Source organism: Kocuria sp. CPCC 205263, from assembly GCF_040981075.1.
In the GTDB taxonomy this organism is placed as follows: domain Bacteria; phylum Actinomycetota; class Actinomycetes; order Actinomycetales; family Micrococcaceae; genus Kocuria; species Kocuria rosea.
On record NZ_JAVKPV010000015.1, the window covers coordinates 23,890 to 46,715 of the forward strand.

General features: G+C 74.4%; 20 protein-coding genes. 9 read left to right on the top strand and 11 right to left on the bottom strand.

Features of this window, described 5'->3' with window-relative positions:
- Positions 1-61 precede the first annotated feature (61 nt).
- Genes RF647_RS17150 through RF647_RS17160 form a run of 3 tightly spaced genes read right to left on the bottom strand, consistent with a single transcriptional unit; the run spans position 62 to position 1,364 of the window.
- Entirely contained in the window at positions 62-280 is a 219-nt protein-coding gene (locus RF647_RS17150) for a hypothetical protein (protein WP_133410675.1), read from the bottom strand.
- The gene (locus RF647_RS17155; RefSeq protein WP_368812765.1) at positions 277-642 is read right to left on the bottom strand and encodes a DUF3263 domain-containing protein; all 366 of its coding nucleotides are present in this window, start codon (positions 640-642) and stop codon (positions 277-279) included. Before RF647_RS17155 ends, RF647_RS17150 begins: the two co-directional genes overlap by 4 nt.
- Positions 643-656: 14 nt before the next feature.
- The gene (locus RF647_RS17160) at positions 657-1,364 is read right to left on the bottom strand and encodes an SDR family oxidoreductase (protein ID WP_368812766.1); all 708 of its coding nucleotides are present in this window, start codon (positions 1,362-1,364) and stop codon (positions 657-659) included.
- A gap of 110 nt (positions 1,365-1,474) precedes the next feature.
- Here RF647_RS17160 and RF647_RS17165 point away from each other — a divergent pair, with 110 nt between their 5' ends.
- From RF647_RS17165 to RF647_RS17185, 5 genes are all read left to right on the top strand, one after another.
- Positions 1,475-2,572: a YihY/virulence factor BrkB family protein gene (locus RF647_RS17165; RefSeq protein WP_368812767.1), complete on the top strand. Its 1,098-nt coding sequence runs from the start codon at positions 1,475-1,477 to the stop codon at positions 2,570-2,572.
- Positions 2,573-2,630: 58 nt separating this feature from the next.
- Positions 2,631-3,308, top strand: a complete 678-nt coding sequence (locus RF647_RS17170) for a uracil-DNA glycosylase (protein ID WP_368812768.1) — start codon at positions 2,631-2,633, stop codon at positions 3,306-3,308.
- Between the two features lie 30 nt (positions 3,309-3,338).
- Positions 3,339-4,259: a siderophore-interacting protein gene (locus RF647_RS17175; protein ID WP_368812769.1), complete on the top strand. Its 921-nt coding sequence runs from the start codon at positions 3,339-3,341 to the stop codon at positions 4,257-4,259.
- 167 nt (positions 4,260-4,426) lie between these two features.
- Positions 4,427-4,804, top strand: a complete 378-nt coding sequence (locus RF647_RS17180) for a hypothetical protein (protein ID WP_368812770.1) — start codon at positions 4,427-4,429, stop codon at positions 4,802-4,804.
- Complete coding sequence (locus RF647_RS17185; protein WP_368812800.1) at positions 4,805-5,902, top strand: DUF222 domain-containing protein; 1,098 nt, start codon at positions 4,805-4,807, stop codon at positions 5,900-5,902.
- A 130-nt stretch (positions 5,903-6,032) separates the two neighbouring features.
- Here the strand turns inward: RF647_RS17185 and RF647_RS17190 are convergent, their stop codons facing one another.
- Together RF647_RS17190 and RF647_RS17195 are read right to left on the bottom strand one after the other, a co-directional pair.
- Positions 6,033-7,991 carry a threonine/serine exporter ThrE family protein gene (locus RF647_RS17190; RefSeq protein ID WP_368812771.1) on the bottom strand — a complete coding sequence of 653 codons (1,959 nt, stop codon included), beginning with the start codon at positions 7,989-7,991 and terminating at the stop codon, positions 6,033-6,035.
- 64 nt (positions 7,992-8,055) lie between these two features.
- A complete protein-coding gene (locus tag RF647_RS17195) occupies positions 8,056-9,138 on the bottom strand; it encodes a lipid II:glycine glycyltransferase FemX (RefSeq protein ID WP_368812772.1) in 1,083 nt (360 codons plus the stop codon).
- Between the two features lie 302 nt (positions 9,139-9,440).
- Between RF647_RS17195 and murJ the strand changes: the two genes are divergently transcribed.
- Positions 9,441-10,988 (top strand): murein biosynthesis integral membrane protein MurJ, encoded by a 1,548-nt coding sequence (gene murJ / locus RF647_RS17200; protein ID WP_368812773.1) that lies wholly within the window; start codon positions 9,441-9,443, stop codon positions 10,986-10,988.
- Between the two features lie 12 nt (positions 10,989-11,000).
- Here murJ and RF647_RS17205 read toward each other — a convergent pair whose 3' ends face one another.
- From RF647_RS17205 to RF647_RS17230, 6 genes are all read right to left on the bottom strand, one after another.
- Positions 11,001-12,203 (bottom strand): hypothetical protein, encoded by a 1,203-nt coding sequence (locus RF647_RS17205; RefSeq protein WP_368812774.1) that lies wholly within the window; start codon positions 12,201-12,203, stop codon positions 11,001-11,003.
- A 141-nt stretch (positions 12,204-12,344) separates the two neighbouring features.
- Positions 12,345-12,623 carry an HPr family phosphocarrier protein gene (locus RF647_RS17210; protein ID WP_017832764.1) on the bottom strand — a complete coding sequence of 93 codons (279 nt, stop codon included), beginning with the start codon at positions 12,621-12,623 and terminating at the stop codon, positions 12,345-12,347.
- A gap of 80 nt (positions 12,624-12,703) precedes the next feature.
- The gene (gene ptsP / locus RF647_RS17215; RefSeq protein ID WP_368812775.1) at positions 12,704-14,404 is read right to left on the bottom strand and encodes a phosphoenolpyruvate--protein phosphotransferase; all 1,701 of its coding nucleotides are present in this window, start codon (positions 14,402-14,404) and stop codon (positions 12,704-12,706) included.
- Between the two features lie 69 nt (positions 14,405-14,473).
- On the bottom strand, positions 14,474-16,615 hold the full coding sequence (locus tag RF647_RS17220) for a fructose-specific PTS transporter subunit EIIC (protein ID WP_368812776.1): 2,142 nt from the start codon (positions 16,613-16,615) through the stop codon (positions 14,474-14,476).
- A 69-nt stretch (positions 16,616-16,684) separates the two neighbouring features.
- Complete coding sequence (locus tag RF647_RS17225) at positions 16,685-17,659, bottom strand: 1-phosphofructokinase family hexose kinase (protein ID WP_368812777.1); 975 nt, start codon at positions 17,657-17,659, stop codon at positions 16,685-16,687.
- Positions 17,656-18,447: a DeoR/GlpR family DNA-binding transcription regulator gene (locus RF647_RS17230; RefSeq protein ID WP_017832768.1), complete on the bottom strand. Its 792-nt coding sequence runs from the start codon at positions 18,445-18,447 to the stop codon at positions 17,656-17,658. The genes RF647_RS17225 and RF647_RS17230 overlap by 4 nt, the downstream gene beginning before the upstream one ends.
- A gap of 227 nt (positions 18,448-18,674) precedes the next feature.
- Here RF647_RS17230 and RF647_RS17235 point away from each other — a divergent pair, with 227 nt between their 5' ends.
- From RF647_RS17235 to RF647_RS17245, 3 genes are read left to right on the top strand one after another with little or no spacing between them, the layout of a single operon-like run.
- Positions 18,675-20,408, top strand: coding sequence for an ABC transporter ATP-binding protein (locus RF647_RS17235; protein WP_368812778.1), 1,734 nt, complete (start codon positions 18,675-18,677; stop codon positions 20,406-20,408).
- Entirely contained in the window at positions 20,408-22,366 is a 1,959-nt protein-coding gene (locus RF647_RS17240) for an ABC transporter ATP-binding protein (RefSeq protein WP_368812779.1), read from the top strand. Before RF647_RS17235 ends, RF647_RS17240 begins: the two co-directional genes overlap by 1 nt.
- Complete coding sequence (locus RF647_RS17245; RefSeq protein ID WP_368812780.1) at positions 22,353-22,808, top strand: DUF3817 domain-containing protein; 456 nt, start codon at positions 22,353-22,355, stop codon at positions 22,806-22,808. Before RF647_RS17240 ends, RF647_RS17245 begins: the two co-directional genes overlap by 14 nt.
- Positions 22,809-22,826: the final 18 nt, after the last annotated feature.

The following is a 22,826-nucleotide window of genomic DNA, read 5'->3' on the forward strand; positions in this document are numbered from 1 at the left end:
GGGGCGGACGGGCTCCGGGACCGGAGCCGACGGGGGGGGACGCCTCGGGGACCGGGTCGGCTCAGGACCCCGGGGACGTGGCGCCCGGCGCCGGGGCGGCCTCGCCCGGGGCGTTGAGGAACGAGAACACCCCGACGCCGAGGGTCAGCACCCCAGCCAGGACGATGGCGGTGAGCTCCCGGGCGCCCACGCGGACGGTCGGCCGGACACCGCGGTGGGCGCCCTGGCGGGGCCCGTCCTCGGGGACGTCGTCGAACTCGTCGTGCGGGTACTGGGTCATCCGTGGTCTCCTCGCTGCCGGCGCAGCCTGGCCACGAGCATCGGGTCGTGCTCGAGGGCGGCGCGGGTGTCGATCAGGACGTTGAGCCGCTGGTAGTAGTGGGTGGGCGAGAGGTTCAGGCGGCGGCGGATCTCCATCTCCTTCGCCCCCTGGTACTTCCACTGCAGGTTCTCGAGCGAGAGGATCTCGCGGTCCACGGCGTCCAGGCCGGCCCCCTCCCCGGGGTCTTCCCCGTCGGGGGCGGCCTCCCCGTCCGGCACCGGCTCCGCGCCGGGTGCAGCCTCCTCGGCCGGCACCGGCTCCGCGCCGAGGGCGGCGTCGTCGTCGGGCCGGGCGTCCGCGGGCACCGCGTCGTCGGGCACCGCGTCCTCGCCGGTCACCGCGACTCGGCCCGCGGCCGCAGGGAGAGGGTGGTCAGCTGCGCGTCCTCGCCCGCGTCCACGACGGCGCGCACTGCCGCGGCCACGGACTCCGGCCGGAGGTAGCGCTCCGGGACGTACTCGTGGCCCAGGCCCGCCTGGATGTCCCGCTGCATCTGCGTGTCGACCGGGCCGGGGTGCACCGAGCTGACCACGACGCCGTCGGCCTCGACCTCCTGGCGGAGCGAGTCGGCGAGCGCGCGCAGGGCGAACTTCGAGGCCGCGTAGACGGCGTCCCCGGCGCGGGCGTTGAGCCCCGAGCCGGAGTTGAGGAACACGACCTTCCCCCGGGCCGCTCGCAGGGCCGGCAGCAGGAGCCGGGTCAGCTCCGCGGGGACCACCACGTTGAGCTCGAGCTGCCCCCGCCAGTCCGCCACGGAGGCGGCCTCCACCGTGGTGCGCCCGGCCACGGCCGCCGAGTGCACCAAGACGTCGACCCGGTCCAGGCCGGCCACCACGGACGGCAGGGCTGCGACGTCGGTCAGGTCGGCGGCGCGGACGGTGACGTGCGGGATGCCGGAGAGCTCGGCCAGCCGGCCGGCGTCGCGGCCCAGGGCCAGGACGTCGTGGTCGCGGGCGAGGTCCACCACGCACGCGCGGCCGATGCCTCCGGTGGCACCGGTGACGACGGCGAGGGGTCGGGTCTCGGTGGAGGAAGCGCTCATGCGCCCACTCTAGCCAGTCCGCCGCCGGTCCCGCCCGCCCCGGACGGAACGGGCCGGGACGGTGGCGGCCCCGGTATCCTGGCCCGCAGCCGACCACGCGGAGGAGCCCCATGGCAGCCGACCCCCACGCCGCGGGAGATCCCGGGGCGGACCCGGACAGCGCGGAGAAGCCCTCGTCGCCGGCGCAGATCACGAGACCCTCGTGGAACTACATCCTGCGCCGGACCGTCCACGAGTTCCGCCGCGACGAGTGCACGGACTCGGCGGCGGTGATGACGTTCTTCGCCGTGCTGTCCATCTTCCCGGGGCTGCTCACGGTGGTGTCGATGCTCGGCGTCGTCGGTCAGGCCGAGGCGACCACCAGGACCCTGCTGCGCCTGCTCGACGAGTTCGGGGTCCCGGAGGGGGCCGTGGCCGTGCTCGAGGGGCCGATCGGCGAGCTCACCGGCTTCCCGTCCGCGGACCTGGCGCTGGTCACCGGTCTGGTCGGCGCCCTGTGGACGGCCTCGGGCTACGTGCGGGCCTTCGGACGGTCCATGAACCGGATCTACGAGGTCGAGGAGGGCCGCCCCGCCTGGAAGCTCTACCCCGTGATGATCGCGGTGACGCTGTCCCTGGTGGTCCTGGTGGTGGGCATGATGCTGCTCCTGCTGCTCTCCGGGCCGGTCGCCGAGCGGCTCGGCGGGCTGATCGGCCTCGGCGAGGCGGCGCTCCGGCTCTGGCAGGCCGCCCGGATCCCGGCCCTGCTCCTGCTGCTCGTCTTCGTGATCGCCCTGCTCTACTACGCCACCCCGAACATCCGGCAGCCGAGGTTCCGGTGGCTCAGCATCGGCTCGGTGGTCGCCATCCTGGTCATGAGCGCTGCGACCAGCGGGTTCAGCTTCTACGTGTCCAACGTCAACGACTTCAACGCCACCTACGGTGCCATCGGCGGCGTGATCGTCCTGCTGCTGTGGATCTGGATCATGAACATCGTGCTGCTCGCGGGCGCCGAGCTCAACGCCGAGATCGAGCGCGGACGCCAGCTCCAGGCCGGGATCGAGGCCGAGGAGAACCTGCGGCTGCCACCCCGGGACCTCCGGGGCGTCCGGAAGCTGCAGGCGAAGGAGCAGGAGCTCGTCGAGGAGGGCCGCGCACTGCGCCGTCGGCACTCCGGTCCCGACCCCACGGAGCACGCCCGTGCCGGGGACGGCGCGGCACCGGCCTAGAGTGGTGCACGGCGCACCCGCCCGCACACCGGCACCGACACCCGCACCGAGGAGCATCGTGAGCGAGCCTCAACCCCTGGACAGGATCATGGCCCCCGATTGGGCGGAGGCCCTCGCCCCGGTGGAACCGCAGATCCGGCGGATGGGGCAGTTCCTGCGCGAGGAGCACGCCGACGGACACCGCACGCTCCCGGAGGGCCCGGCGGTCCTGCGGGCGTTCCAGGAACCGCTCGAGCAGGTCAAGGTGCTGGTCGTCGGGCAGGATCCCTACCCCACCCCCGGTCACGCCATGGGCCTGTCCTTCTCCGTGCAGCCCCACGTGCGCCCCGTGCCCCGCTCCCTCCAGAACATCTACAAGGAGCTGCGCGAGGACCTCGGCGTCGACCCCCCGGAGCACGGGGACCTCTCCGCGTGGTCCCGGCAGGGCGTGATGCTCCTGAACAGGGTCCTCACCGTGCGCGAGGGCACGCCCGCCTCCCACCGCGGCAAGGGCTGGGAGGCGGTCACGGAACGCGCGATCCAGGCCCTCGCCGCCCGGGGGACGCCGCTGGTGGCCATCCTGTGGGGACGGGACGCACGGAACACCGCCCCCTGGCTGGACGGCTTCCCCACGGTCGAGTCCGCGCACCCGTCCCCGCTGTCCGCCTCCCGGGGCTTCTTCGGCTCCCGGCCGTTCTCGCGCACCAACCAGCTCCTGGAGCAGCAGGGCGCGGAGCCCGTCGACTGGCGGCTGTGACACCGGCGGGCCTCCGTTAGGGTGGGCGGCATGACGACGACCCCCGGGGCCCGGCCCGCCAGACCCCGCAAGCCGCAGCTGAACCTGACGGTGCGCTCCCGCGAGCTGCTGTCCCCGTCGATGGTCCGGGTCGTCCTCGTCATCGACGAGCCCGAGCGCTACACGGACATCGTCCCGCCCGAGAAGTACGTCAAGCTCGTCTTCCTCCGGCCCGGCACGGCAGGTGTCGGCACCGCGAACCCTGGCACGAACGCTCCGGACTCCGAGACCGCGGGTTCGTCGCGCCCAAGGGCGGAGCCCGGCCGCAACCCCGACTACTGGGAGCTCAAGGAGAACCTGCCGGGCGACCGGCAGCCCGTCACCCGCCACCTCACCATCCGCCGGTACGTGCCGGAGCGGCACGAGCTATGGATGGACTTCGTGCTGCACGGCGACGACGGCTTCGCCGGCCCGTGGGCGGCCCGCGCCGAGCCTGGGGACCGCATCATCGCCCTCGGCCCCGGGGGCAGGTGGACGCCGGCCCCGGACGCCGCGTGGACGTTGATCGTCGCCGACGACGCCGCGATCCCCGCCGCCCTCGCCGTCCTGGAGACCCTCCCGGCCTCCGCGCAGGGCGAGGCGCTGCTGGAGGTGGACACGCCCTCCGACATCCAGCCGGTGTCCGCCCCGGCCGGGATGGCGGTGCGCTGGGTGTTCCGGGCGGACAGCGGTCCCGGAGAGGACCCTGCCCTGGTGCGGGCCGTTTGCGAGGCCGGGTGGCCTGCCGACCCGGAAGGGGTCCAGGTCTTCGCCCACGGCGAGCGAGAGGTCATGAAGGCCCTGCGCGAGGAGCTGTTCACGCGCCGTCGGCTGGAGCGGGACCAGGTCTCGCTGTCCGGCTACTGGGCGAGGGGCCGCACCGAGGACGTGTTCCAGGCGGAGAAGAAGCTGCCGGTCGGCCAGATTCTCTGAGCCGGACCCGCGAGCGGTGATCCTTCGGACTGCGCGGCGCCGAGCTGCTCGTCCTGAGATCGGGCCCCGGTTCTCCGCATCTCACGGCCGTTCCTCCCCGTCCCAGGGCATGGTCACGGTCCGGGTCACGGGTTCCGGCCCCGGCCCCGGCCCCGGAGAAGCGCACGGTGCTGGACGTGGCCGACGAGATCGGCCCGGCGCTGCGGCTGCCGGCGGGCACGGCGGTGCGCCGGGTGGAGAACGCGGTCCTGCTCGCCGAGAGCCTGCCCCGGGCCCTGCAGGCTCTCGAGTCCGGGGCGATCGCCCCGCGCCAGACCGAGGTGATCGTGGACCTGTGGCGGGATCTGGTGGGTGTGACCGGTCGGCCGCCCGAGCAGCGGCCACTCGACGAGGCCGTGTCCCGTGTCGTGGACGAGCTGCTGGAGAAGGCGCCGACGACCACCGCGTCGCAGCTCCGGGCGCTGGCCCGGAGGCGGCGGGCCTGGCTGCTGGCCGGGTCCCAGGAGGACCGTCGCCGGCTGGCCCGCCGGGGGCGCAGGGTGTAAATAGAACCCGAGGAGGACGGCATGGCGCGGCTGTGCGCCCTCCTGGACGCGGCCACCGCCCACGCCGTCCACGCCCGTCTCGCGTCCATCGCCGCCCGTGTGGACCCGCACAGCCCGCCGTCGGACTCGGCGGAGTCTGCGTGTGGCGGCCAGGGCGTCGCTGAGGGCCCGGGCCCGGACGACGACCGGAGCTGCTGGGAGGACGGGCCGCGCACGGCAGGGCAGCTGCGCGCCGACGTGCTCGCCGCACTGCTGCTGGACGGGGAACCCACCTGCACGCCAGAGCACCTGCGCGGGATCCGCGGGCAGGTCACGGTCACCGTTCCCGTACTCTCGCTGCCGGAGCACAGCGCACAGACTCCCGGCCGCGGATCCCTCGGCCGGTCGCCGGGCGGAGGCTGGCTCCCCGGAGGATCACCCAGCGCCGGCGGAACGACCGGCCGTGGCGGTCCGGCCGGGAGCCCGGGCTGCGCGGAGCTGGCCGGCTACGGGCCGATCCCGGTGAGCGTGGCCGAGCGGATCGCCGCCGGCGCCGGGTCCCGGTCGAGGGTTCTGACACATCCGGTCACCGGCACCGTCCTGGACCACGACCGCACCACGTACGCCGTGCCGGCCGATCTCAAGCGCCGGCTGCGAGCGAGGGACGGCACCCGCCGGTTCCCCGGATGCCGGCGCCGTGCCGAGCGCTGCGACCTCGACCACACCGTGGCCTGGGTCGAGGGCGGGCCGACCGCCGCGGACAACCTCGCCCATCTGTGCCGCCACCACCACGTCCTCGAGCACCGGGACGGCCCGCTCGGGCGCTGGCGGGTCCGACACCGCCGGCGGGAGTCCCCGGAGGGCGTCCTGGAATGGACCTCACCGGCAGGACGCGTCCACGTGACCTACCCCCAGCAGCACCACCACCCCGTGCTCTCGCCGCTGGGGATCGCCGACGACCTGCCCGTCGACGGCCGGCCCCCGGCAGAGCAGGCACCGGACGAGCCGTCACCGGCTGCGGTCCTGTGGACATCCCGCAGGACCGTGCCCTCCGGCGCCCGACCTCACGAGGTCCGCCCCGATGGGGTCCGGCAGGACGACGACCCGACCCGGTTCTGAACCGCACCGACGATCCAGCCGGGTGCTGCCCCGGGCCCACAGGTCACCACAGCGCTGACCCGGACCCACGGCCCACCCCGGTGATGCCCCAATTCCACATCTCACCACGGTGCCGTCCGTGGTCCGCGTGTCAGCGGCGCCGGTTGCGCCGGGAACTGGTGCCGTTGAGGTGCCCCACGAAGGGGCGCATGAGGTACTTGCCGAGCACCACCCCGGAGGCCAGGGCCACGATCGAGGCCATCGCGTTGACGAGCCCCACGATCCCGGGGCCGTAGGTGTCCGTCTCCACGGTGATGGTGTACATGCCGCGGAAGATGGACAGCCCGGGCAGCAGGAAGGTCATCGCGGGGATCGCCAGGACCAGCTGGGGAATCCGGTGCCGGGCCGCGAGCACGGTCGCCACGCACCCGCTGGTGATCGCCGCGAGCGCCGTGTCCAGGCGGGAGCCCAGGCCGGCGGCCATGCCGGTGTGGTAGACCACGAGGCCGCCGAGGGCGGCGGCCACGGTCGAGAGCACGTGACGGGGCTTGGCCTGCATCGTGACCGCGATGAGCCCGGTGGCGATCAGCATGAACACGGAGTTGGTCAGCGGGCCCACCGGGTCGAAGGCGCTCTGCGAGACGTCGACCCGGGGCATGCCGGCGTAGCCGGCCACGGAGATGCCACCGGCGATGCCGGCCACGATGCCGAGGAACGCCATGGACGTGGAGAGCAGTCGCCCGGCCGCCGTGACGGGGAACCCGTTGATCGCGTCCTGCATGGTGGAGACCATGCGGGTGGTGGGCAGGAGCAGGATGATCCCGCCCGCGATCACCCGTGCCGGGGACAGGTCGACACCGGCCCAGGACATCAGCAGGGCCATCGTGGTGAGGATCCCCGACTGGGCGGCCATGGTGAAGAACTCGGGGATCCGCCAGACGCCCAGCCGGTGCGCCACGACCTGGTTGATGACCGAGGACAGACCGGCCACGAGCGCACCCAGCACTCCCCCGCCGATGCCGACGGTGATGGTCATCGCCGCGGCGGCCGTGGCGGCCCGCACCATCCACCGCGGATAGGGCTTGGGCTTGGCGTTGATCGCCTCGAGGCGCCGCTCCGCCTCCCCGCGGGGCATCTCACCGCCCGTGATGTCCGCGACCAGCTGGTGCGTCTCGGCCAGCCCCGCGTAGTTGTCCGTCCAGGAGCGCACGACCCGCATCACCGTGTGGCTGTTGGTGTCCGGGTCGTTGAAGACGTCCTCGCGGGTGCGGGTGTCCCCGCCGTCCGGCTGGTCGTCGGCGATGTAGTTGATCGTCACGGCCTGGTTGGTGATGTCCACCTCGACGTTCTCGACCCCGTAGGTGGCGCATACCGCGATGATGGCGTTCTCGACGTCGAGGGCGTCGGCGCCGTAGTGGAACATGGTCTCCGCGAGCCGCAGCGCGAAGTTCAGGGTGCGCCGGGCCTGCCGGCTGGTGGACTCCCCGAACCGGCGCAGATTGGCGAAGGGCGAGGCGTTGAGCCGTTCCACCACGCGCATGGGGGCGGTCGGGGCGGCCTCCCCCTGCAGGATGGAGCGCAGCCGGGCGCGCCCGCCGGGCCGGGCCCCCTGCGCCCGGGTGGACGGGTAGGCGCCCCGCTGCATCCGGTCGGAGCTCTTGCCGGGAGCCGGGAGCGGTCCGATCGTCGTCGTCTCCGGGCGGGAGACGGGGACCGTGTCGGTGCCGGTGCGGCGCCGCCGACGCGCCGACGCCGGCAGGGGCACGGTCTCGGCGGCGGAGAGCAGCTCGCGGCGCTTCTCCGGCTCGGGGGTGTCCCCGTGCCGGCGGATCAGGCTCGTGCTGAGCACGGGCAGCGCCTGCGGGGCGTCGGGCACGATGTCGAGCGCGGGGGTCCCGGCGCGGCGCCGGGCGTGCTGGGCCTGGTCCTCGGTGGGGCGCACCGCGGGCAGGCCCGCGCCGTGCCAGGCGACCGGGCGGGCGGCGCCCGTGAGCGTCGTGTCCCCGCCGGGACCGAAGGGCTCGACGACGTGGAGGTCGGGCTCCTCGGCCCCGTCCGACGAGGGGTAGGCGGCGAACGGGCGCAGGGGGGCGCGCTGGTCGGTCACCACGCGGCGTTCCTCCTTCCGTGGCGCGGGGGCGGGAGCCCGGCGGGCGGTCGGGGTCGGAGTCGGATCAGTAGAAGGGCTGGCCCGTGCGGCGGACCCACAGCTGGCGCTGGACCTTCTCGGCCACGTTGGTCCACACCGCGTACTTGGCGGGGCTCAGGACCTGGTCGTGGACGCCCACGAAGTCGACCACGGTCTTGGTGAAGCTCGTCTTGAACAGACCCAGACCGTAGTAGGGGTGCTCCTTGTTCTTGAGCTGGTCGCTCGGCGGGGTGCCGCAGAAGTCGTACTCGACGATCCCGTGCTCGCGCATGAGGTCCGTGATCGCGGTCCACTGCAGCAGGTGGGAGTCACCGTACTGGCGGCGCCGGGGCTTCGAGCCGCCGTCCTTGTAGGTGCCCTTGGTGCCGTAGGCGATGACGTAGGCGCCCACCGAGGGCTCGCCGTCCTCGTAGGTGAAGTACAGCCGCCCCTGGCCGGCCCGCTCGAACGCCGTCCAGAACTTCGCGTAGTACTCGTAGGAGCGCAGGTTCACGTTCGCGTCCCCCTGCCCCACGGTGTCCATGAGCGCGTACATCCGGCGCATGTTCCGCTCGGTCAGTTCGACCCGTTCGACGGTGCAGCCCTCGCGCAGGGCCCGCCGGACGGCGTTGCGCCCGCGGGAGTGCAGCGACTTCAGCACGGCCTCCTCGTCCCGGTCGGTGTCGAGGACCGCCGTGGAGTCGTTGGGCTGGATGTTGAAGGACTTCTTCAGCCCGGCCCGCGCGAGCACGCCGCGGGCATAGTCGGAGTCCAGGACGTCCGGCTCGATCTTGATCGCGAAGACGTTCAGCCGCTGCTCGGCCACGAGCCGGGCACTGGCCGCGGCGATCCCGGGGATGTCGTCGACGGAGGCGACGTCCGGGCCCTTGATCATGTACCAGAGCTTGCCGAGGGCGGGCACCGCCTTCTCGAGGACGAGGTTGCAGGACGCCTGTCCGCCGTCGGCGGGCTCGTGCACGAGGTGCAGGGGCCGCCAGCCGTGGTCCGCCTTGACGTCCGCGAAGGACGCCGACTGCAGCAGGTTGCCGCCGTGCGGGTTCGCCGTGACGTGGGTGTCCCAGGCCTCGATCTCCTGGGCGGTGGCGAAGCGTGCGGTGAACTCTCGCAAGGCTCTCTCAATCGTCGGGGTCGTCGGGGCCGGCCGGCCGGGGGTGGCCGGCGAGCCGGTGCGCCGGCGGGGGCCGGCCCCGGTCAGTCTAACCGCGCGGGCCTGAGGGGCCCCTGAGCCGTGCCGGTCGGGCGCCGCGCCGCCGACCCGTCCCCGCGGCGGGCCCGGGACGGGGCCGGGGCGGCACCGGGTGCCGCGCTGTGTATTCTGTTCAGGCGGTTCGCACCGGCAGGTCCGCGGCGCGCACCGGCAGGTCCGCTCCGATCCCCGGCGCGGTCCGGACCAGGGAGGTGGCGGGAGCCGTGGGTGGACCGGGCGGGCGCTGGAGCATCGCCCGCGCCGCGGTCCTCGTGACCGGGCTGACCGCCGTCTCCACCGTGCTGGGCTTCGCCCGGGACGTCGTCGTCGGCGCCGTCTTCGGCGCGGGCGCCGAGCTCGACGCGTGGCTGGTGGCGCAGGGCGTGCTGAACGTCGTCCTCGGCCTGATCGCCTGGGCGATGGCGCGCTCCGTGACCCCCGTGACCTCGCGGGAGGCCGCCCGGGAGCGCGCCGACGGCACGGAGTGCCGCGGCCACCGCGGCTTCGAGGTCTCCCTCACCGTCACCGTGGTCGTCCTCGGCCTGGCCGCCGTGGTGACGGGGCTGCTCGCGGAACCGGTGACGGCCCTGCTCGCCCCCGGGTTCGACGACGCCCAGACCGCCACGGCCGCCTCGCTCACCCGGATCGTCCTCGTCGCGACGGTGCTCGTGGCCGGCACGGACCTGCTGGCCTCGCTCGTCCAGGCCCACGGCCGCTTCGCGTGGTCCTCCCTGCAGGGCGTCCCGTTCAACCTCGTCATGATCGCCGCGGCAGGTCTGTTCGGGCCCCGGTACGGCGTCTCGGCGCTCGCCGTGGGCTACGTGGTGGGCTCGGCGGCGCGGCTGCTGATGCAGGTGCCCCCCGTGCGGGCGCTCGGCGCCCGGCTCCGGCCCCGGTGGGACCTGCGGGACCCGGGCTTCCGGGAGATCGCCCGGCTCGTGCCGCCCATGCTGGTGGGCAACGCCGTGGTCAACATCAACACCCTCGTCGACCGGGCGGTGGGCTCCACCCTCGAGGACGGCACGATCACGGCGCTGACCTACGGCTGGCGCCTGGTCGACCTGCCGGAGACCGTCGTCATCGCGGCCCTGCTCGTCCCCCTGTACCCGGCCCTGGGCGCCTCCGCGGACGACCGGCCCGAGCTGCGCCGGCTCGTCGACCGCGGGCTGTCCGTGGTCGTCACCGTGCTCGCCCCGGTGTGCGCGGTGTTCGTGGTCGCGGCCGGACCCCTCGTCGCCACGGCCTTCGGGCACGGCGCGTTCGACGACGGGGACGTCGCGGCGACGGCCACCGCGGTCGCCTGGTACGCGCCGGCGTTGCTCGCGCTCGGCTTCCGGCAGGTGGTGGTCCGCGCGTCCTACGCCATCGGCGACTCCCGCGGGCCGGTGGTCGTGGCGGTGCTGGCGATGGTCGTCAACGTGGTCGGCGACGTCCTGCTGGCCCCGGTGCTGGGCCTCGCCGGCATCGCCGCGGCCACGACCGCGTCCCTGGTCGTGGCGGCGCTGCTCAACGCGTGGCTGCTGCACCGGCGGCACGCCGGGCTGGACGCCAGAGCGACGACGGCCCTGGTGGCGCGAGCGCTCGTGCTGGCGGCCGTCGCCGGCGCCGCAGGGCTGGGTGCGCGGGAGGCGCTGGCGGAGCTGCCCTCGTTCGTGCTCGCGGCGCTCTGCGCCGCCGTGGTGGGCGGGACGTACCTGTTCGGGCTCGTCGTGCTGCGGGCTCCCGAGCGCCTGCTCGTGGGCGAGACGCTGCGGACGCTGCGCCGGCGCTGACGCGGCGCCGCCCTACCCGGAGCGGGCGCCGTTCCTGAGCCGCCAGGTGGCCAGGTGCCACGTGGGCCCGGGATCGCGCAGGTCCCACACGCTGTGCTGGGCGCCGCGGCCCCAGCGGAGGGTGTCGGCGACGTCCGAGGCCAGACCGCCGCGGCGCTCCACGGAGGCTCGTCGCAGGTCCCCGGCGAGCCAGGCGTAGCGGACCCCGGGGCGGGCGTCCGGCAGCTCCGGCACGGGCGCGCCGAGCACCAGCCGGCCCCACGCGTCGGCCAGCCCGGGACGGGCGGCCTCGGCCAGGGCCATCGAGCCGAAGAAGCGGCCGTTGAGGTCGATGAGCTGCGGGACGCCGTCGTCCCCGGTGAGAAACTGGAGCTCCACGAGGCCCCACCAGCCCAGGTCGCGCAGCAGCACCTCGGCGCGCACCGCGAGCTCCTCGTCGACGGGCACCGTCTGCGCACGGGCCGAGACGCCGTTGGGCGTGGGCCACAGCCGGGAGGTGGTCTGCTGCACCCGGCCGCGCAGGCGGCCGTCGTGGTGGACCCCGATGAGGGCCCCGAGGGTGCCGCGCACGGGCACCTGCAGCACCGGCTCGGCACCGGCCTCGCGGATCCGCCGCACCTGTCCGGCGGCGGCGGGGGCGTCCGGGAAGAGCTTGGCCTCGATGCGGTGGGGCCGGGTCTGCCCGGGCGCCCAGTGCGCCCGGCACTTGACGACGACCGGGCCGTCCCAGGCGGCGAGCGCCTCGTCCGTGGCCGCCAGCGTCCGGGGGGCGGTGAGGCCCGCCCGGGCCGCCCGGTCCGCGAGCCCGATCTTGTCGAGGGCCGCCGCGACCACGTCCGGGCCCGGGTGCGCCACCGCCGCAGGGAGGTGCTGGCGGTAGGCCGAGACCGCGGCCATCCAGTCGTCGCCGGCGCCGAAGACGACGTCGTAGGCCCCCTCCGCGACCGCCCGGCGGACGCCGTCGATGAAGCGGGCGCCGTCCCCGCGCGGGCGGGGCACCTCGTGGCGGGCCGCGGCCGCTCGCGTGGCTCCGAGCATGCCCGGTCCGTCGGGGGTGCCGACGCCCACGTGCCAGCCCGCCCGTTCGAGGGCGCGCGCCGCCGCGAGGGCCCCCCGGTCCCGGCCCGTGCCCACGATGAGGGCCCGCCGCGGGGCCTGCGCGGCGCGCTCCGGCTCCCGGCGGCGGTGGTCGAGCGGTGGTCGATCGGCGGTCATCGGTCCTCCATCGGAGTGTGCGGGCATCCCCTCCACGGTAGTCGGAGCACGTGAGAGGTCCGTGCGGCGGGTCGGCACGCGCGACGGCGCCCGCTCACCGTGCGGTGGGCGGGCGCCGTGGCTGGACGGTGCGGCGGGGTCCTACTCGGCGTCGTGGTCCGTCTCGAGGATCTGCACGAGCGCGTCGAGCGCGTCGTCGGCGCCCGCGCCCTCGGCGCGGAGGACGACCTTGTCCCCCTGGCCGGCGCCGAGGGACATGAGCGACAGCACGCTCGAGGCGTCCATCGCCTCGTCCTCGGGCTCGCCCTCGGCGGCGATCGTGATGTCGAGGTCGTACTCCCCGGCGGCCTCGGCGAAGATCGCGGCGGGACGGGCGTGCAGGCCGACGGACGAGGCGATGGTGGCGGTGCGTTCTGCCATGGTGGTGCTCCTTCGGGTTGCGGGGCCCTGGGTGACGGGCCCCGGTGGTTGGGGTGGTGCGGAACGGTGCGGTCGGTGGATCAGAGGCCGAGCTCGGCGAGCACGCTGAGCTCGGTCCGCACGGCGGCGGAGGCCTCCTCCGCGCTGGGCTGCTCGATCGCGACCTCGGCGAGGGCCTGGGCGGTGGCGAGGTCGACGCTGCGCAGCACGGCGGCGACCGCGGCCAGCCCGCGGGGGCTCATGGACAGGGTGTGCACCCCGAGGCCCACGAGCACCACGGCGAGCGCGGGGTCGGCCGCGGCCTCGCCGCAGACGCCCACGTTGCGCGGGCCGGCGCCCTCGGACTCGGCCCGGCGGGCGCCCTCCACGGTGTACCGGATCATGCGCAGCACGGCGGGCTGCCACGGGTTGTTGAGCTCCGCGAGGGAGCCCATCATCCGGTCGGCGGCCATCGTGTACTGGGTCAGGTCGTTGGTGCCCAGGGAGACGAACTTGACGTGGCGCAGGATCTGGTCGGCGGTGACGGCCGCGGACGGCGTCTCGACCATGACCCCGGGCACCCGCAGGCCTGCGGCGGTCGCCATCACGGCGAAGTCCCGGGCCTCGGAGGGCGTGGCGATCATCGGCGCCATGACCCACACGTCCGCGTCCGTGGCCTTCTCCGCCAGCGCGATCGCCTCGAGCTGCCGGGCCAGCACGCCCGGCACGGAGCGGTCCGTGCGGTAGCCCCGGACCCCGAGCGCGGGGTTCGGCTCGGCGGTGTCGGTGAGGAAGGGCAGCGGCTTGTCCGCCCCGGCGTCGAGCGTGCGGACCACGACCTTTTTGCCGGCGAAGGACTCGAGGATCGCGGTGTACTGCTCCACCTGCTCCTCGACCGAGGGCTCCTTGTCCCGGCCCAGGAAGCAGAACTCGGTGCGCAGCAGCCCCACGCCCTGGGCCCCGGCGGCAGCCGCCGTGCGGGCGTCCTCGGGGGTGCCCACGTTGGCCAGCAGCGGGATCTCGGTGCCGTCCGAGAGCACGCCGCGGCCGTCGAAGGCCTCGCGCGCCGCGGCGCTGCGCACCCAGGCCTCCACGAGCTCCTGCTCGTCCGCACCGGGCTCGGTGCGGATCTCACCGGTGGCGCCGTCCACGAACACGCGGGTGCCGTCGGCGAGCGCCTCGACGCCCCGGGCCGCCACGACCGCGGGCAGCCCGAGGTTGCGGGCCAGGATGGCCGTGTGGGACTGCGGGCCGCCGCCGGAGGTGACGAGGGCCAGGACCATCTCGGGGTCCAGGGTCGCCGTGTCGGCGGGCGCGAGGTCCTCGGCGGTCAGCACGAACGGGACGTCCCGCTGCGGCACGCCCGGCATGGGCAGCCCCTGGAGCTGGGACACGAGCCGCGCCCGGACGTCCTCGATGTCCGCGGCGCGCTCGGCCATGTACCCGCCCAGGGCGCGCATCTGGTCCGCGTAGTCGCTCGCGGCCTCCCACAGGGCGCGCTCGGGGGCGAGCCCCTTGCCGTTGACGAGCTTCGCGGCGTTCTTCAGCAATGCCTTGTCCCCCGCCATGAGGGCGGTGGACTTCAGCACGTCCGCGGCGTCCTTCTCGGTCGCCACCTCGGCGCGGCGCTTGAGCTCGGCCTTGACCGCGGCGGCGGCCGTGTGCAGCCGAGCCACCGCCGCCTCGGGCTCCTCGTCCCGCAGCATCAGCCCCGCGGCCGGCTCGGAGACCGGCTCCGGCATGCTCACGAGCTCGCCGATGACGCGGCCCGCGCACACCCCCACGCCTGTCAGTGTCTGCATCGTGTTCCTCTTCCTCGAGAAGGCTCGGATCGGTGCGCACGGGCCCCGGTCGGGGCCCGTGCGCACCGCTCAGGCGGTGGTGGGCACAGCGGCGGCGTCCTCGCGCGAGCGGGTGGCGTCGGCCACCCGGCCGTGCGCACCGCCCACGTGCTTGAGGGCGACGACGATGCCTGCTGTGACCACGGTACCGACAACCACCGCGAGCAGGAACATCAGCGGGTTGCCGATCACCGGCAGGATCCACACCCCACCGTGCGGCGCGGCGGAGGTGACGCCCGTGGCCATGCTGATCGCGCCGGTCACGGCGCCGCCGACCATGGACGCGGGGAGCACGCGCAGCGGGTCGGCCGCGGCGAACGGGATGGCGCCCTCGGAGATGAAGGAGGCTCCCAGCAGCCACGCGGCCTTGCCGTTCTCCTGCTCGGCCACCGTGAAGTAGCGCTTGGCCACCGTCGAGGCGAGTGCCATGGCCAGCGGGGGCACCATGCCGGCGGCGATGACTGCGGCCATGATCTCCTGCGGGGCGGTGTTGGCGACGGTCGCGGCCCCGAGGCCGGCGGCGGCGAACGTGTAGGCGACCTTGTTGATCGGCCCGCCCAGGTCCGAGCCCATCATCAGGCCGAGGATCGCGCCGAGCGCCAGCGCACTGGCACCGGTCATGCCGTTGAGGACCTCGGTCAGCCACGCCATGAAGGTCGCGATCGGCCCGCCCAGGACCAGCAGCAGCAGACCCGCGGCGAAGATCGTGGCGAGCAGCGGGATGATCACCACGGGCATCAGCGAGCCCAGCCAGCGGGGCAGCCGGGGCTGCGCCAGCCAGTAGGCGGCGAGACCGGCCAGCAGACCGCCGACGATGCCGCCGAGGAACCCGGCGCCCATGAAGTTCGCGACCAGGCCGGCCGCGAAGCCCGGGGCGATGCCGGGACGGTCGCTCAGGCCGTAGGCGATGTAGCCGGCCAGTGCGGGCACCAGCAGGCTCATGGCCAGGTTGCCCATCTTGAACAGGACGGCGCCGATGTACTGGGCGAGGGTGAACTCGCCGAGGTTCCAGATGGTGGAGCCGGTCAGCACGTCGTCGGCGATGTTGGCGATGTCCGCCCCGGCCACCATGAAGCCGAAGGCCATGAGCAGCCCGCCCGCGGCCACGAACGGGATCATGTAGCTGACACCGGTCATCACGGCCTTGCGGATGCGGGTCCCCCAGCCCTCGTTCGCGCCGCCGGTGGCGCCCTGCTCGGCGTCCCCGCCGGCCCCGCCCTGCACGCGCGGGGCGTTCGGGTTCCCGGCGTTGGCGAGGGCCTCCTCGATCATGACCTTCGGCTCGTCGATGCCGCGCTTGACCGGCGAGGCGACGAAGGGCTTGCCGGCGAACCGGGCGCGGTCCCGGACGTCGACGTCGGTCGCGAAGATCACCGCGTCCGCCGCGGCGATCGTGGCGGGGTCCAGCTTGGTGAAGCCCGCGGAGCCCTGGGTCTCGACCTGCAGGTCGACCCCCATGTCCTCGGCGGCGTAGGTCAGCCCGTCCGCCGCCATGTAGGTGTGGGCGATGCCGGTGGGGCAGGCCGTGACGGCCACGATCTTCTTGCCGGCGTGCGGGCCGGCGTCGCCCGCGGCCGGGGAGGCGTCCGTGGCCGGCGCGGCGGACGCCGGGGCGGCGCCCCCGTCCGCGGCCCGGGCGTCGACCGAGGCGGGCACCGCGGCGGCGGACGTGGCGCCGGCGGTCGCCGGGCCGGTCGCGGAGGCGCCCTCGGCGGTCCCGCCGAGGCCCAGCGCGTCGTCGACGATCCGGACGACCTCCTGCTCGGACCGGGCGGCGCGCAGGGCGGCCACGAAGTCCTTCTTCATCAGCGAGCGGGCGAGCTTGGCCAGCAGCTTCAGGTGCGTCTGGTCGGCGCCCTCGGGCGCCGCGATGAAAAAGACGATGTCGGCGGGGCCGTCCTTGGCGCCCCAGGGGACGCCCTGCGCGAGCCGGGCCATGACCAGGGTCGGCTCGGTCACGGCGGCGGAGCGGCAGTGCGGGATCGCGATGCCGCCGGGGATGCCGGTGGCGGTCTTGTTCTCGCGGGCGATGGCGTCCGCCAGCAGCCCGTCGAGCTGCTCGGCGCGGCCGGTGCGCTGCACCAGGGCGGCGAGCCGGCCGATGACGGTTTCCTTGTCTGCCCCCAGGTCCTGGTCGAGCGAGACCAGGTCGGGAGTGATGAGCTCGGACACGATGTCCTCCTTGAGCGGCCGGGCCGGTGGCCCGGGTGGTTCGGATGAGGTGGGGTGGAGTGGTTCGGTTCAGCCGGAGACGGCGCGCGCGGGGAGCTCCCGCACGGTGACCGCCTCCGGGGTGGTCTCGGAGAGGGCGGGGACCCGGGTGCCCGGCAGGGCGGCCGCCGCGGACCCGGAGGCCACGGCCTGCCGCAGGCACTCCGGCGGCGCGTCCCCGCGCTCCTGGGCGATGAGGTAGCCCGAGAGCGAGCTGTCGCCGGCGCCCACGGTGGAGCGCACGGCCACGGGGGCGTGGACGGCGTGCCAGGAGCCCTCCGGGACGGTGAGCACGGCTCCGCCGGCCCCGAGGGTCGTGAGGACCGCGCCCAGGCCGCGGTCCACGAGCGCGGCGGCGGTGGCGGCCGCGAGGTCGGGATCCGCCTCGAGCCGTTCGCCGTCGACCGTCCCCACGAGCTCGGCGAGCTCCTCGCCGTTGGGCTTGATGAGGTCGGGCAGGGCGTCGTCGCCGGACACGGCGCCCCGCAGCGCCGCCCCGGAGGTGTCCACGGCGAACAGGGGCGAGCGCTCCCCCAGGGCCGTGCGGACCCGGCGGACGATCCGGGCGTAGACGTCCTCCGGGGCGCCGGGCGGCAGCGAGCCGGCCAGGACCACCCAGGAGGCGTCCGCGCCGCGGTGCACCAGGAGCTCGACGACGGCGTCGACGTGCTCGGTGCCCAGCGGCGCGCCCGGGGCGTTGATCTTGGTGGTGGTGCCGTCCGGCTCGGTGATCGTGATGTTCGAGCGGATCGGGGCGCCCACGGGGACCGCCTCGTAGGGGACCTCGGCCGCGGTGAGCTCCGCCAGCAGCGGATCGCCGGGGTCGCCCGGCAGCACGGCCAGGGTCGGGACACCGCTCGCGCGCAGCGCCCGGGAGATGTTCACGCCCTTGCCGCCGGCGTCCTGCCGGGCGCCGTCGGCGCGCTGGACGGCGCCGCGGCGCAGCGGCGCCGGGAGCTCGACCGTGCGGTCGAGGGACGGGTTGAGGGTGACGGTGAGGATCACGCGATCACCACCTCGACGTCGGCCTCCTCGAGGGCGGCGGCCAGCTCGGGGCCGGGAGCCCGGTCGGTGATGAGGGTGTCGATCTCGTCGAGCGACGCGAAGCGCATGAGGGTCTCCTGGTCGTGCTTGGCCGAGTCGCAGAGGACCACGACCCGGCGGGAGGTCTGGATGATGGCGGTCTTGACGACCGCCTCGATGGGGTCCGGGGTGCTCAGCCCGAACGCGGCGTGGATCCCGTTGCAGCCCACGAACGCGAGGTCCGGGCGCAGGCGGGTGTAGTGCTCCGCGGCCCGTCCGCCGGCGGCGGCCCAGGTGAGCTTGCGGACGCGCCCGCCGACGAGCTCGAGCCCGATGCCCGAGGCGTCGGCGAGCTTGGCTGCGATGTGCAGGGCGTGGGTGATGATGAGCTGCTCCTGCCCGTCCGGCAGGGTGGAGTCGGTGCGGACGATGAGGTCGGCCAGGGCCTCGACGGTGCTGCCCGCGTCGAGCACGACGGCCCCCGCCCCGCTGGTGCGCAGGAGGTCGAACGCCGCCTGCGCGATCCGCCGCTTCTCCGGGGTGTTCAGGTGCTTGCGGGACGAGATGGCCTTCTCGTCGGACGTCGACTGGTCCGCGGAGACGGCGCCCCCGTGCACCCTGCGGAGCCTGCCCGCGGCCTCGAGGGCCGCGAGGTCGCGGCGGACCGTCTCCATGGTGACGTCGAAGCGGCGCGCCAGGTCCGCGCCGTTGACCCGGCGAGTCGTGAGCACCAGCTCGGCGATCTCGGCCTGGCGTTCTTCTGCGAACATGGCGTGCACCTCACGAACGGGAACGATGGACTGTCTTTGCGTTCCCTTGAGTTTATGTGAGTTCGTGTGGTTTTACCAGGGGTTGTGGTGATCCACTTCACGAAAGGCCACAATCGGCGGCGCGGCCCCGGCCGACCGGGCGGGGCACGGTGTCCGCGCCCCGGCGTAGCCTGGATCACGGACCGTCCGGCCCACCCCGCCCGTCCCGCCACCAGGAGCGGACGCCCATGCTTCTCCGTCTCGTCCGGCAGCACACCGGCCGCTACCTGCCGTGGGTCCTGGCCGTCGTCGCGCTCCAGCTGGTCGCCACGATCGCCGCGCTGCTGCTGCCGAGCCTCAACGCCCGGATCATCGACGAGGGCGTCGTCCGGGGTGACACCGGTCTGATCCTGCGCGTCGGGGAGGTGATGCTCGGCGTCGCGCTCCTGCAGGTGGCGGCCGCCGTCGCCGCGGTGTACTGCGCGGCCCGGGCGGCGATGGGCACCGGCCGCGACCTCCGCCGCGCCGTGCACCGGCAGGTCGGCTCCTTCGGCTCCCGGGAGATCAACGGCTTCGGGGCCCCCACCCTCATCACGCGGGGCACCAACGACGTCCAGCAGATCCAGATGCTCGTGCTCATGGGGCTCAACTTCATGGTGGCGGCGCCCATCATGTGCGCCGGCGGGATCGTGATGGCCCTCCGGGAGGACGCCGGGCTCTCCTGGCTCGTGTGGGTGTCGGTGCCCGTGCTCGGGATCGCGGTGGGCGTGCTGGTGGGCCTGCTCATGCCTCTCTTCCGGCTCATGCAGGGGCGGATCGACCGGATCAACGCGGTGCTGCGCGAGCAGATCGTCGGCATCCGGGTGGTGCGGGCCTTCGTGCGGGAGGACCACGAGCGCCGTCGCTTCGCGGCCGCCAACCGGGAGCTCACCGACGTGTCGGTGCGCATCGGCTCCCTGTTCGTGCTGATGTTCCCGGTCATCACCATGATCCTGCACCTGGCCACCGCCGCCGTGCTGTGGTTCGGCGGCCAGCGGGTGGGGGCCGGGCAGATCCAGGTCGGCTCGCTCACCGCCTTCCTGCAGTACCTTCTGCAGATCCTGACGGCCGTGATGATGGGGACGTTCATGGTCATGATGGTCCCGCGCGCCATGGTGTGCGCCGAGCGCATCACCGAGGTCCTGCGCACCGAGCCCTCCCTGCGGGAGCCCGCCGAGCCCGCGGTCCCCGCCTCCCGGACCGGTGCGGTGGAGCTGCGCGACGTGACGTTCCGGTACCCCGGGGCGGAGCTGCCCGTGCTGGAGGGCGTGGGCTTCCGGGCCGGACCGGGCCGGACGACCGCCGTCGTCGGCGCCACCGGGTCGGGCAAGTCCACCCTCCTGCACCTCGTCCCCCGGCTGCTGGACCCCACCGGGGGCACGGTGGAGCTCGACGGCGTCCCGCTGCCCCGGCTGTCCCACGAGCAGATCGCCGCCCGGGTGGCCCTCGTGCCGCAGCGGCCGTACCTGTTCTCCGGCACCGTGGCCTCCAACCTCCGGCTCGGGGACGCCGGGGCGACGGACGAGGAGCTCTGGGCCGCGCTGCGCACCGCGCAGGCGGAGGACTTCGTCCGCCGGATGCCCGGGGGGCTCGAGGCCCCGATCGCCCAGGGCGGCGTCAACGTCTCCGGCGGGCAGCGGCAGCGGCTGTGCATCGCACGGGCGCTGGTGGCACGCCCGGTGGTGTACCTCTTCGACGACTCGTTCTCCGCCCTGGACGTGGCCACCGACGCCCGGCTGCGCGCCGCCCTCGTGCCGGCGACCCGGGACGCGACCGTCCTGGTCGTGGCCCAGCGCGTGTCCACGGTCCGGGACGCGGACCAGATCCTCGTCCTGGACGCCGGGCGGATCACGGCGCGCGGGACCCACGACGAGCTGCTAGCCTCCTCCGGCACCTACCGGGAGATCGTCGAGTCGCAGACCCGCGCGGAGGAGGTGGCCTGATGGCCGCGCCCGCCCCGCCGCGCAGGCCCCAGCACTTCTGGTCCTCCGCCGGACGGCTGCTGGGCCTGCTCGCCCCGCAGCGGCGGGCGCTGGTGCTCGTCCTCCTGGCCGGGACCGTGTCCGTGGCGCTCAACGTCTGGGCCCCGCTCGTCCTGGGCCGGGCGATGGACGTGATCTTCACGGGGGTGCTCGGCCGGGACCTGCCCGCGGGCGCGACACGGGAGGAGGTGGCCCAGGACCTGCGGGACCGGGGCGAGCAGAACCTCGCGGACCTGGTCTCCGCCGCGGACGTCGTTCCCGGGGCGGGGATCGACTTCTCCGCGCTCGCCCGGCTGATCGCGGCGGTGCTGGTCATGTACCTGGTGGCCTCGCTGCTGATGTGGGCGCAGGGCTGGCTGCTCAACCGCCTGGTCATGCAGGTGGTCCACGACCTGCGCAGCGCGGTCGAGGACAAGCTGAACCGGCTGCCGCTGGGGTGGTTCGACACCCGTGAGCGCGGGGACGTGCTCTCACGGGTGACCAACGACGTCGACAACGTCCAGACGGCGCTGCAGCACTCCTTCGCCCAGCTGGTCCAGTCCCTGCTCACGGTGGCGGGCATCGTGATCATGATGTTCGTGGTGTCGTGGCAGCTGGCGCTCGTGGCCCTCGTCGCCCTCCCCCTGTCCGCGGGGGCCGCCGGGTTCATCGGGGTGCGCGCCCAGCGCCTGTTCACGGAGCAGTGGCGCGCCACCGGCGCCCTCAACGGGCACATCGAGGACTCGTTCTCCGGCCACGAGCTGATCAGGGTCTTCGGCCGCGAGCAGGAGATGGCCGAGCGATTCGACGAGCGCAACGAGGAGCTGTACCGGGCGGCCTTCGGGGCACAGTTCGTCTCCGGCACGATCATGCCCGTCATGCAGTTCATCTCCTACCTCTCCTACGTGGGCATCGCCGTGCTCGGCGGGCTGCGCGTGGCCTCCGGGCAGCTGAGCCTCGGGGCGGCGACCGCGTTCATCCAGTACTCGCGGGAGTTCACCCAGCCCCTGTCCCAGATGGCGGGCATGGCCAACACCCTGCAGTCCGGGGTGGCCTCCGCGGAGCGCGCCTTCGAGCTGCTCGACGCCCCGGAGCAGCAGGCCGACACCGCCCGCGCCCGCCTGCCCGCACGGTCCCCCGGCCGGGTGCGCTTCGAGCACGTCTCCTTCTCCTACGTCCCGGGGGCCCCACTCCTCCAGGACCTGACCTTCGAGGCGCTCCCCGGCCGGACCGTGGCCGTCGTGGGTCCCACCGGCGCCGGCAAGACGACGCTCGTGAACCTGGTGCTGCGCTTCTACGAGCTCGACGCCGGGCGGATCACGCTGGACGGCGTGGACATCACCGACCTCTCGCGCGCCGAGCTGCGCTCCCGGGTCGGGATGGTCCTGCAGGACGCCTGGCTGTTCGGCGGGACCATCCGGGAGAACATCCGCTACGGACGGCTGGACGCCACGGACGAGGAGGTGCTCGAGGCCGCCCGGGCGACCCTCGTGGACCGCTTCGTGCGCGCGCTGCCGGAGGGCTACGACACCGTGATCGACCCGGAGGGCAGCAACGTGTCCGTGGGCGAGCGGCAGCTCATCACCATCGCCCGGGCCTTCCTGTCCGACCCCTCCCTGCTGATCCTGGACGAGGCGACGTCCTCGGTGGACACCCGCACCGAGGTGCTCGTGCAGCAGGCCATGGCCGCGCTGCGCAGCGACCGGACCTCGTTCGTCATCGCGCACCGTCTCTCCACCGTCCGCGACGCGGATATCATCCTGGTGATGGAGGACGGCCGGATCGTGGAGCGGGGCGCCCACGACGACCTGCTCGCCGCCCGGGGCGCGTACGCCGCGCTGCACGCGAGCCAGTTCGCGGCTCCGGCGGTCCCCGACGACGCCCCCACCGACCAGCAGCCCCTCGACGTGCAGGAGAGCACCACCCATGACACCCCGTGAGCTCTACGGCCGCTTCGCCCTCGCGGAGGCGGTGACCTGGACGCTGCTGATCCTCGGCATGGTCCTGAAGTACACGGGGGTCTCGGAGTCCTTCGTGCCCGTCTTCGGCATGCTGCACGGGGTCGTGTTCCTGGGCTACTGCGTGGTGACCTGCTTCGTCTGGGTGGACCAGCGGTGGTCGGCGGGCTTCGGGGCGCTGGGCCTGGCCAGCGCGGTCGTCCCCTACGCCACGCTCCCCTTCGAGCGCCGCGCCGAGCGCACGGGCCGGCTCGCCGGCGGCTGGCGCCTGGCCCCCGGCGGCGACCGTCCCGCCACCGTGCTGGAGCGGCTGGAGGCCTGGTCCCTCCGCAGCCCGTGGCTGGCCGTGGCGGCGGGTGCGGTCGTGGTGGCGGGCCTCACCTCGGTGCTCCTGTACCTGGGCCCGCCCGTCCCCCGCGGCTGAGCCCGGCCCGGCCGCGCC

Bases quoted from the DNA above. Each gene is read 5' to 3' on its own strand.
- RF647_RS17230 (WP_017832768.1), bottom strand. From the start codon at position 18,447: ATGTTCGCAGAAGAACGCCAGGCCGAGATCGCCGAGCTGGTGCTCACG.
- RF647_RS17240 (WP_368812779.1), top strand. From the start codon at position 20,408: ATGGCCGCGCCCGCCCCGCCGCGCAGGCCCCAGCACTTCTGGTCCTCC.
- RF647_RS17205 (WP_368812774.1), bottom strand. From the start codon at position 12,203: ATGACCGCCGATCGACCACCGCTCGACCACCGCCGCCGGGAGCCGGAG.
- RF647_RS17160 (WP_368812766.1), bottom strand. From the start codon at position 1,364: ATGAGCGCTTCCTCCACCGAGACCCGACCCCTCGCCGTCGTCACCGGT.
- RF647_RS17245 (WP_368812780.1), top strand. From the start codon at position 22,353: ATGACACCCCGTGAGCTCTACGGCCGCTTCGCCCTCGCGGAGGCGGTG.
- RF647_RS17210 (WP_017832764.1), bottom strand. From the start codon at position 12,623: ATGGCAGAACGCACCGCCACCATCGCCTCGTCCGTCGGCCTGCACGCC.
- RF647_RS17175 (WP_368812769.1), top strand. From the start codon at position 3,339: ATGACGACGACCCCCGGGGCCCGGCCCGCCAGACCCCGCAAGCCGCAG.
- RF647_RS17235 (WP_368812778.1), top strand. From the start codon at position 18,675: ATGCTTCTCCGTCTCGTCCGGCAGCACACCGGCCGCTACCTGCCGTGG.
- RF647_RS17150 (WP_133410675.1), bottom strand. From the start codon at position 280: ATGACCCAGTACCCGCACGACGAGTTCGACGACGTCCCCGAGGACGGG.
- RF647_RS17165 (WP_368812767.1), top strand. From the start codon at position 1,475: ATGGCAGCCGACCCCCACGCCGCGGGAGATCCCGGGGCGGACCCGGAC.
- ptsP (WP_368812775.1), bottom strand. From the start codon at position 14,404: ATGCAGACACTGACAGGCGTGGGGGTGTGCGCGGGCCGCGTCATCGGC.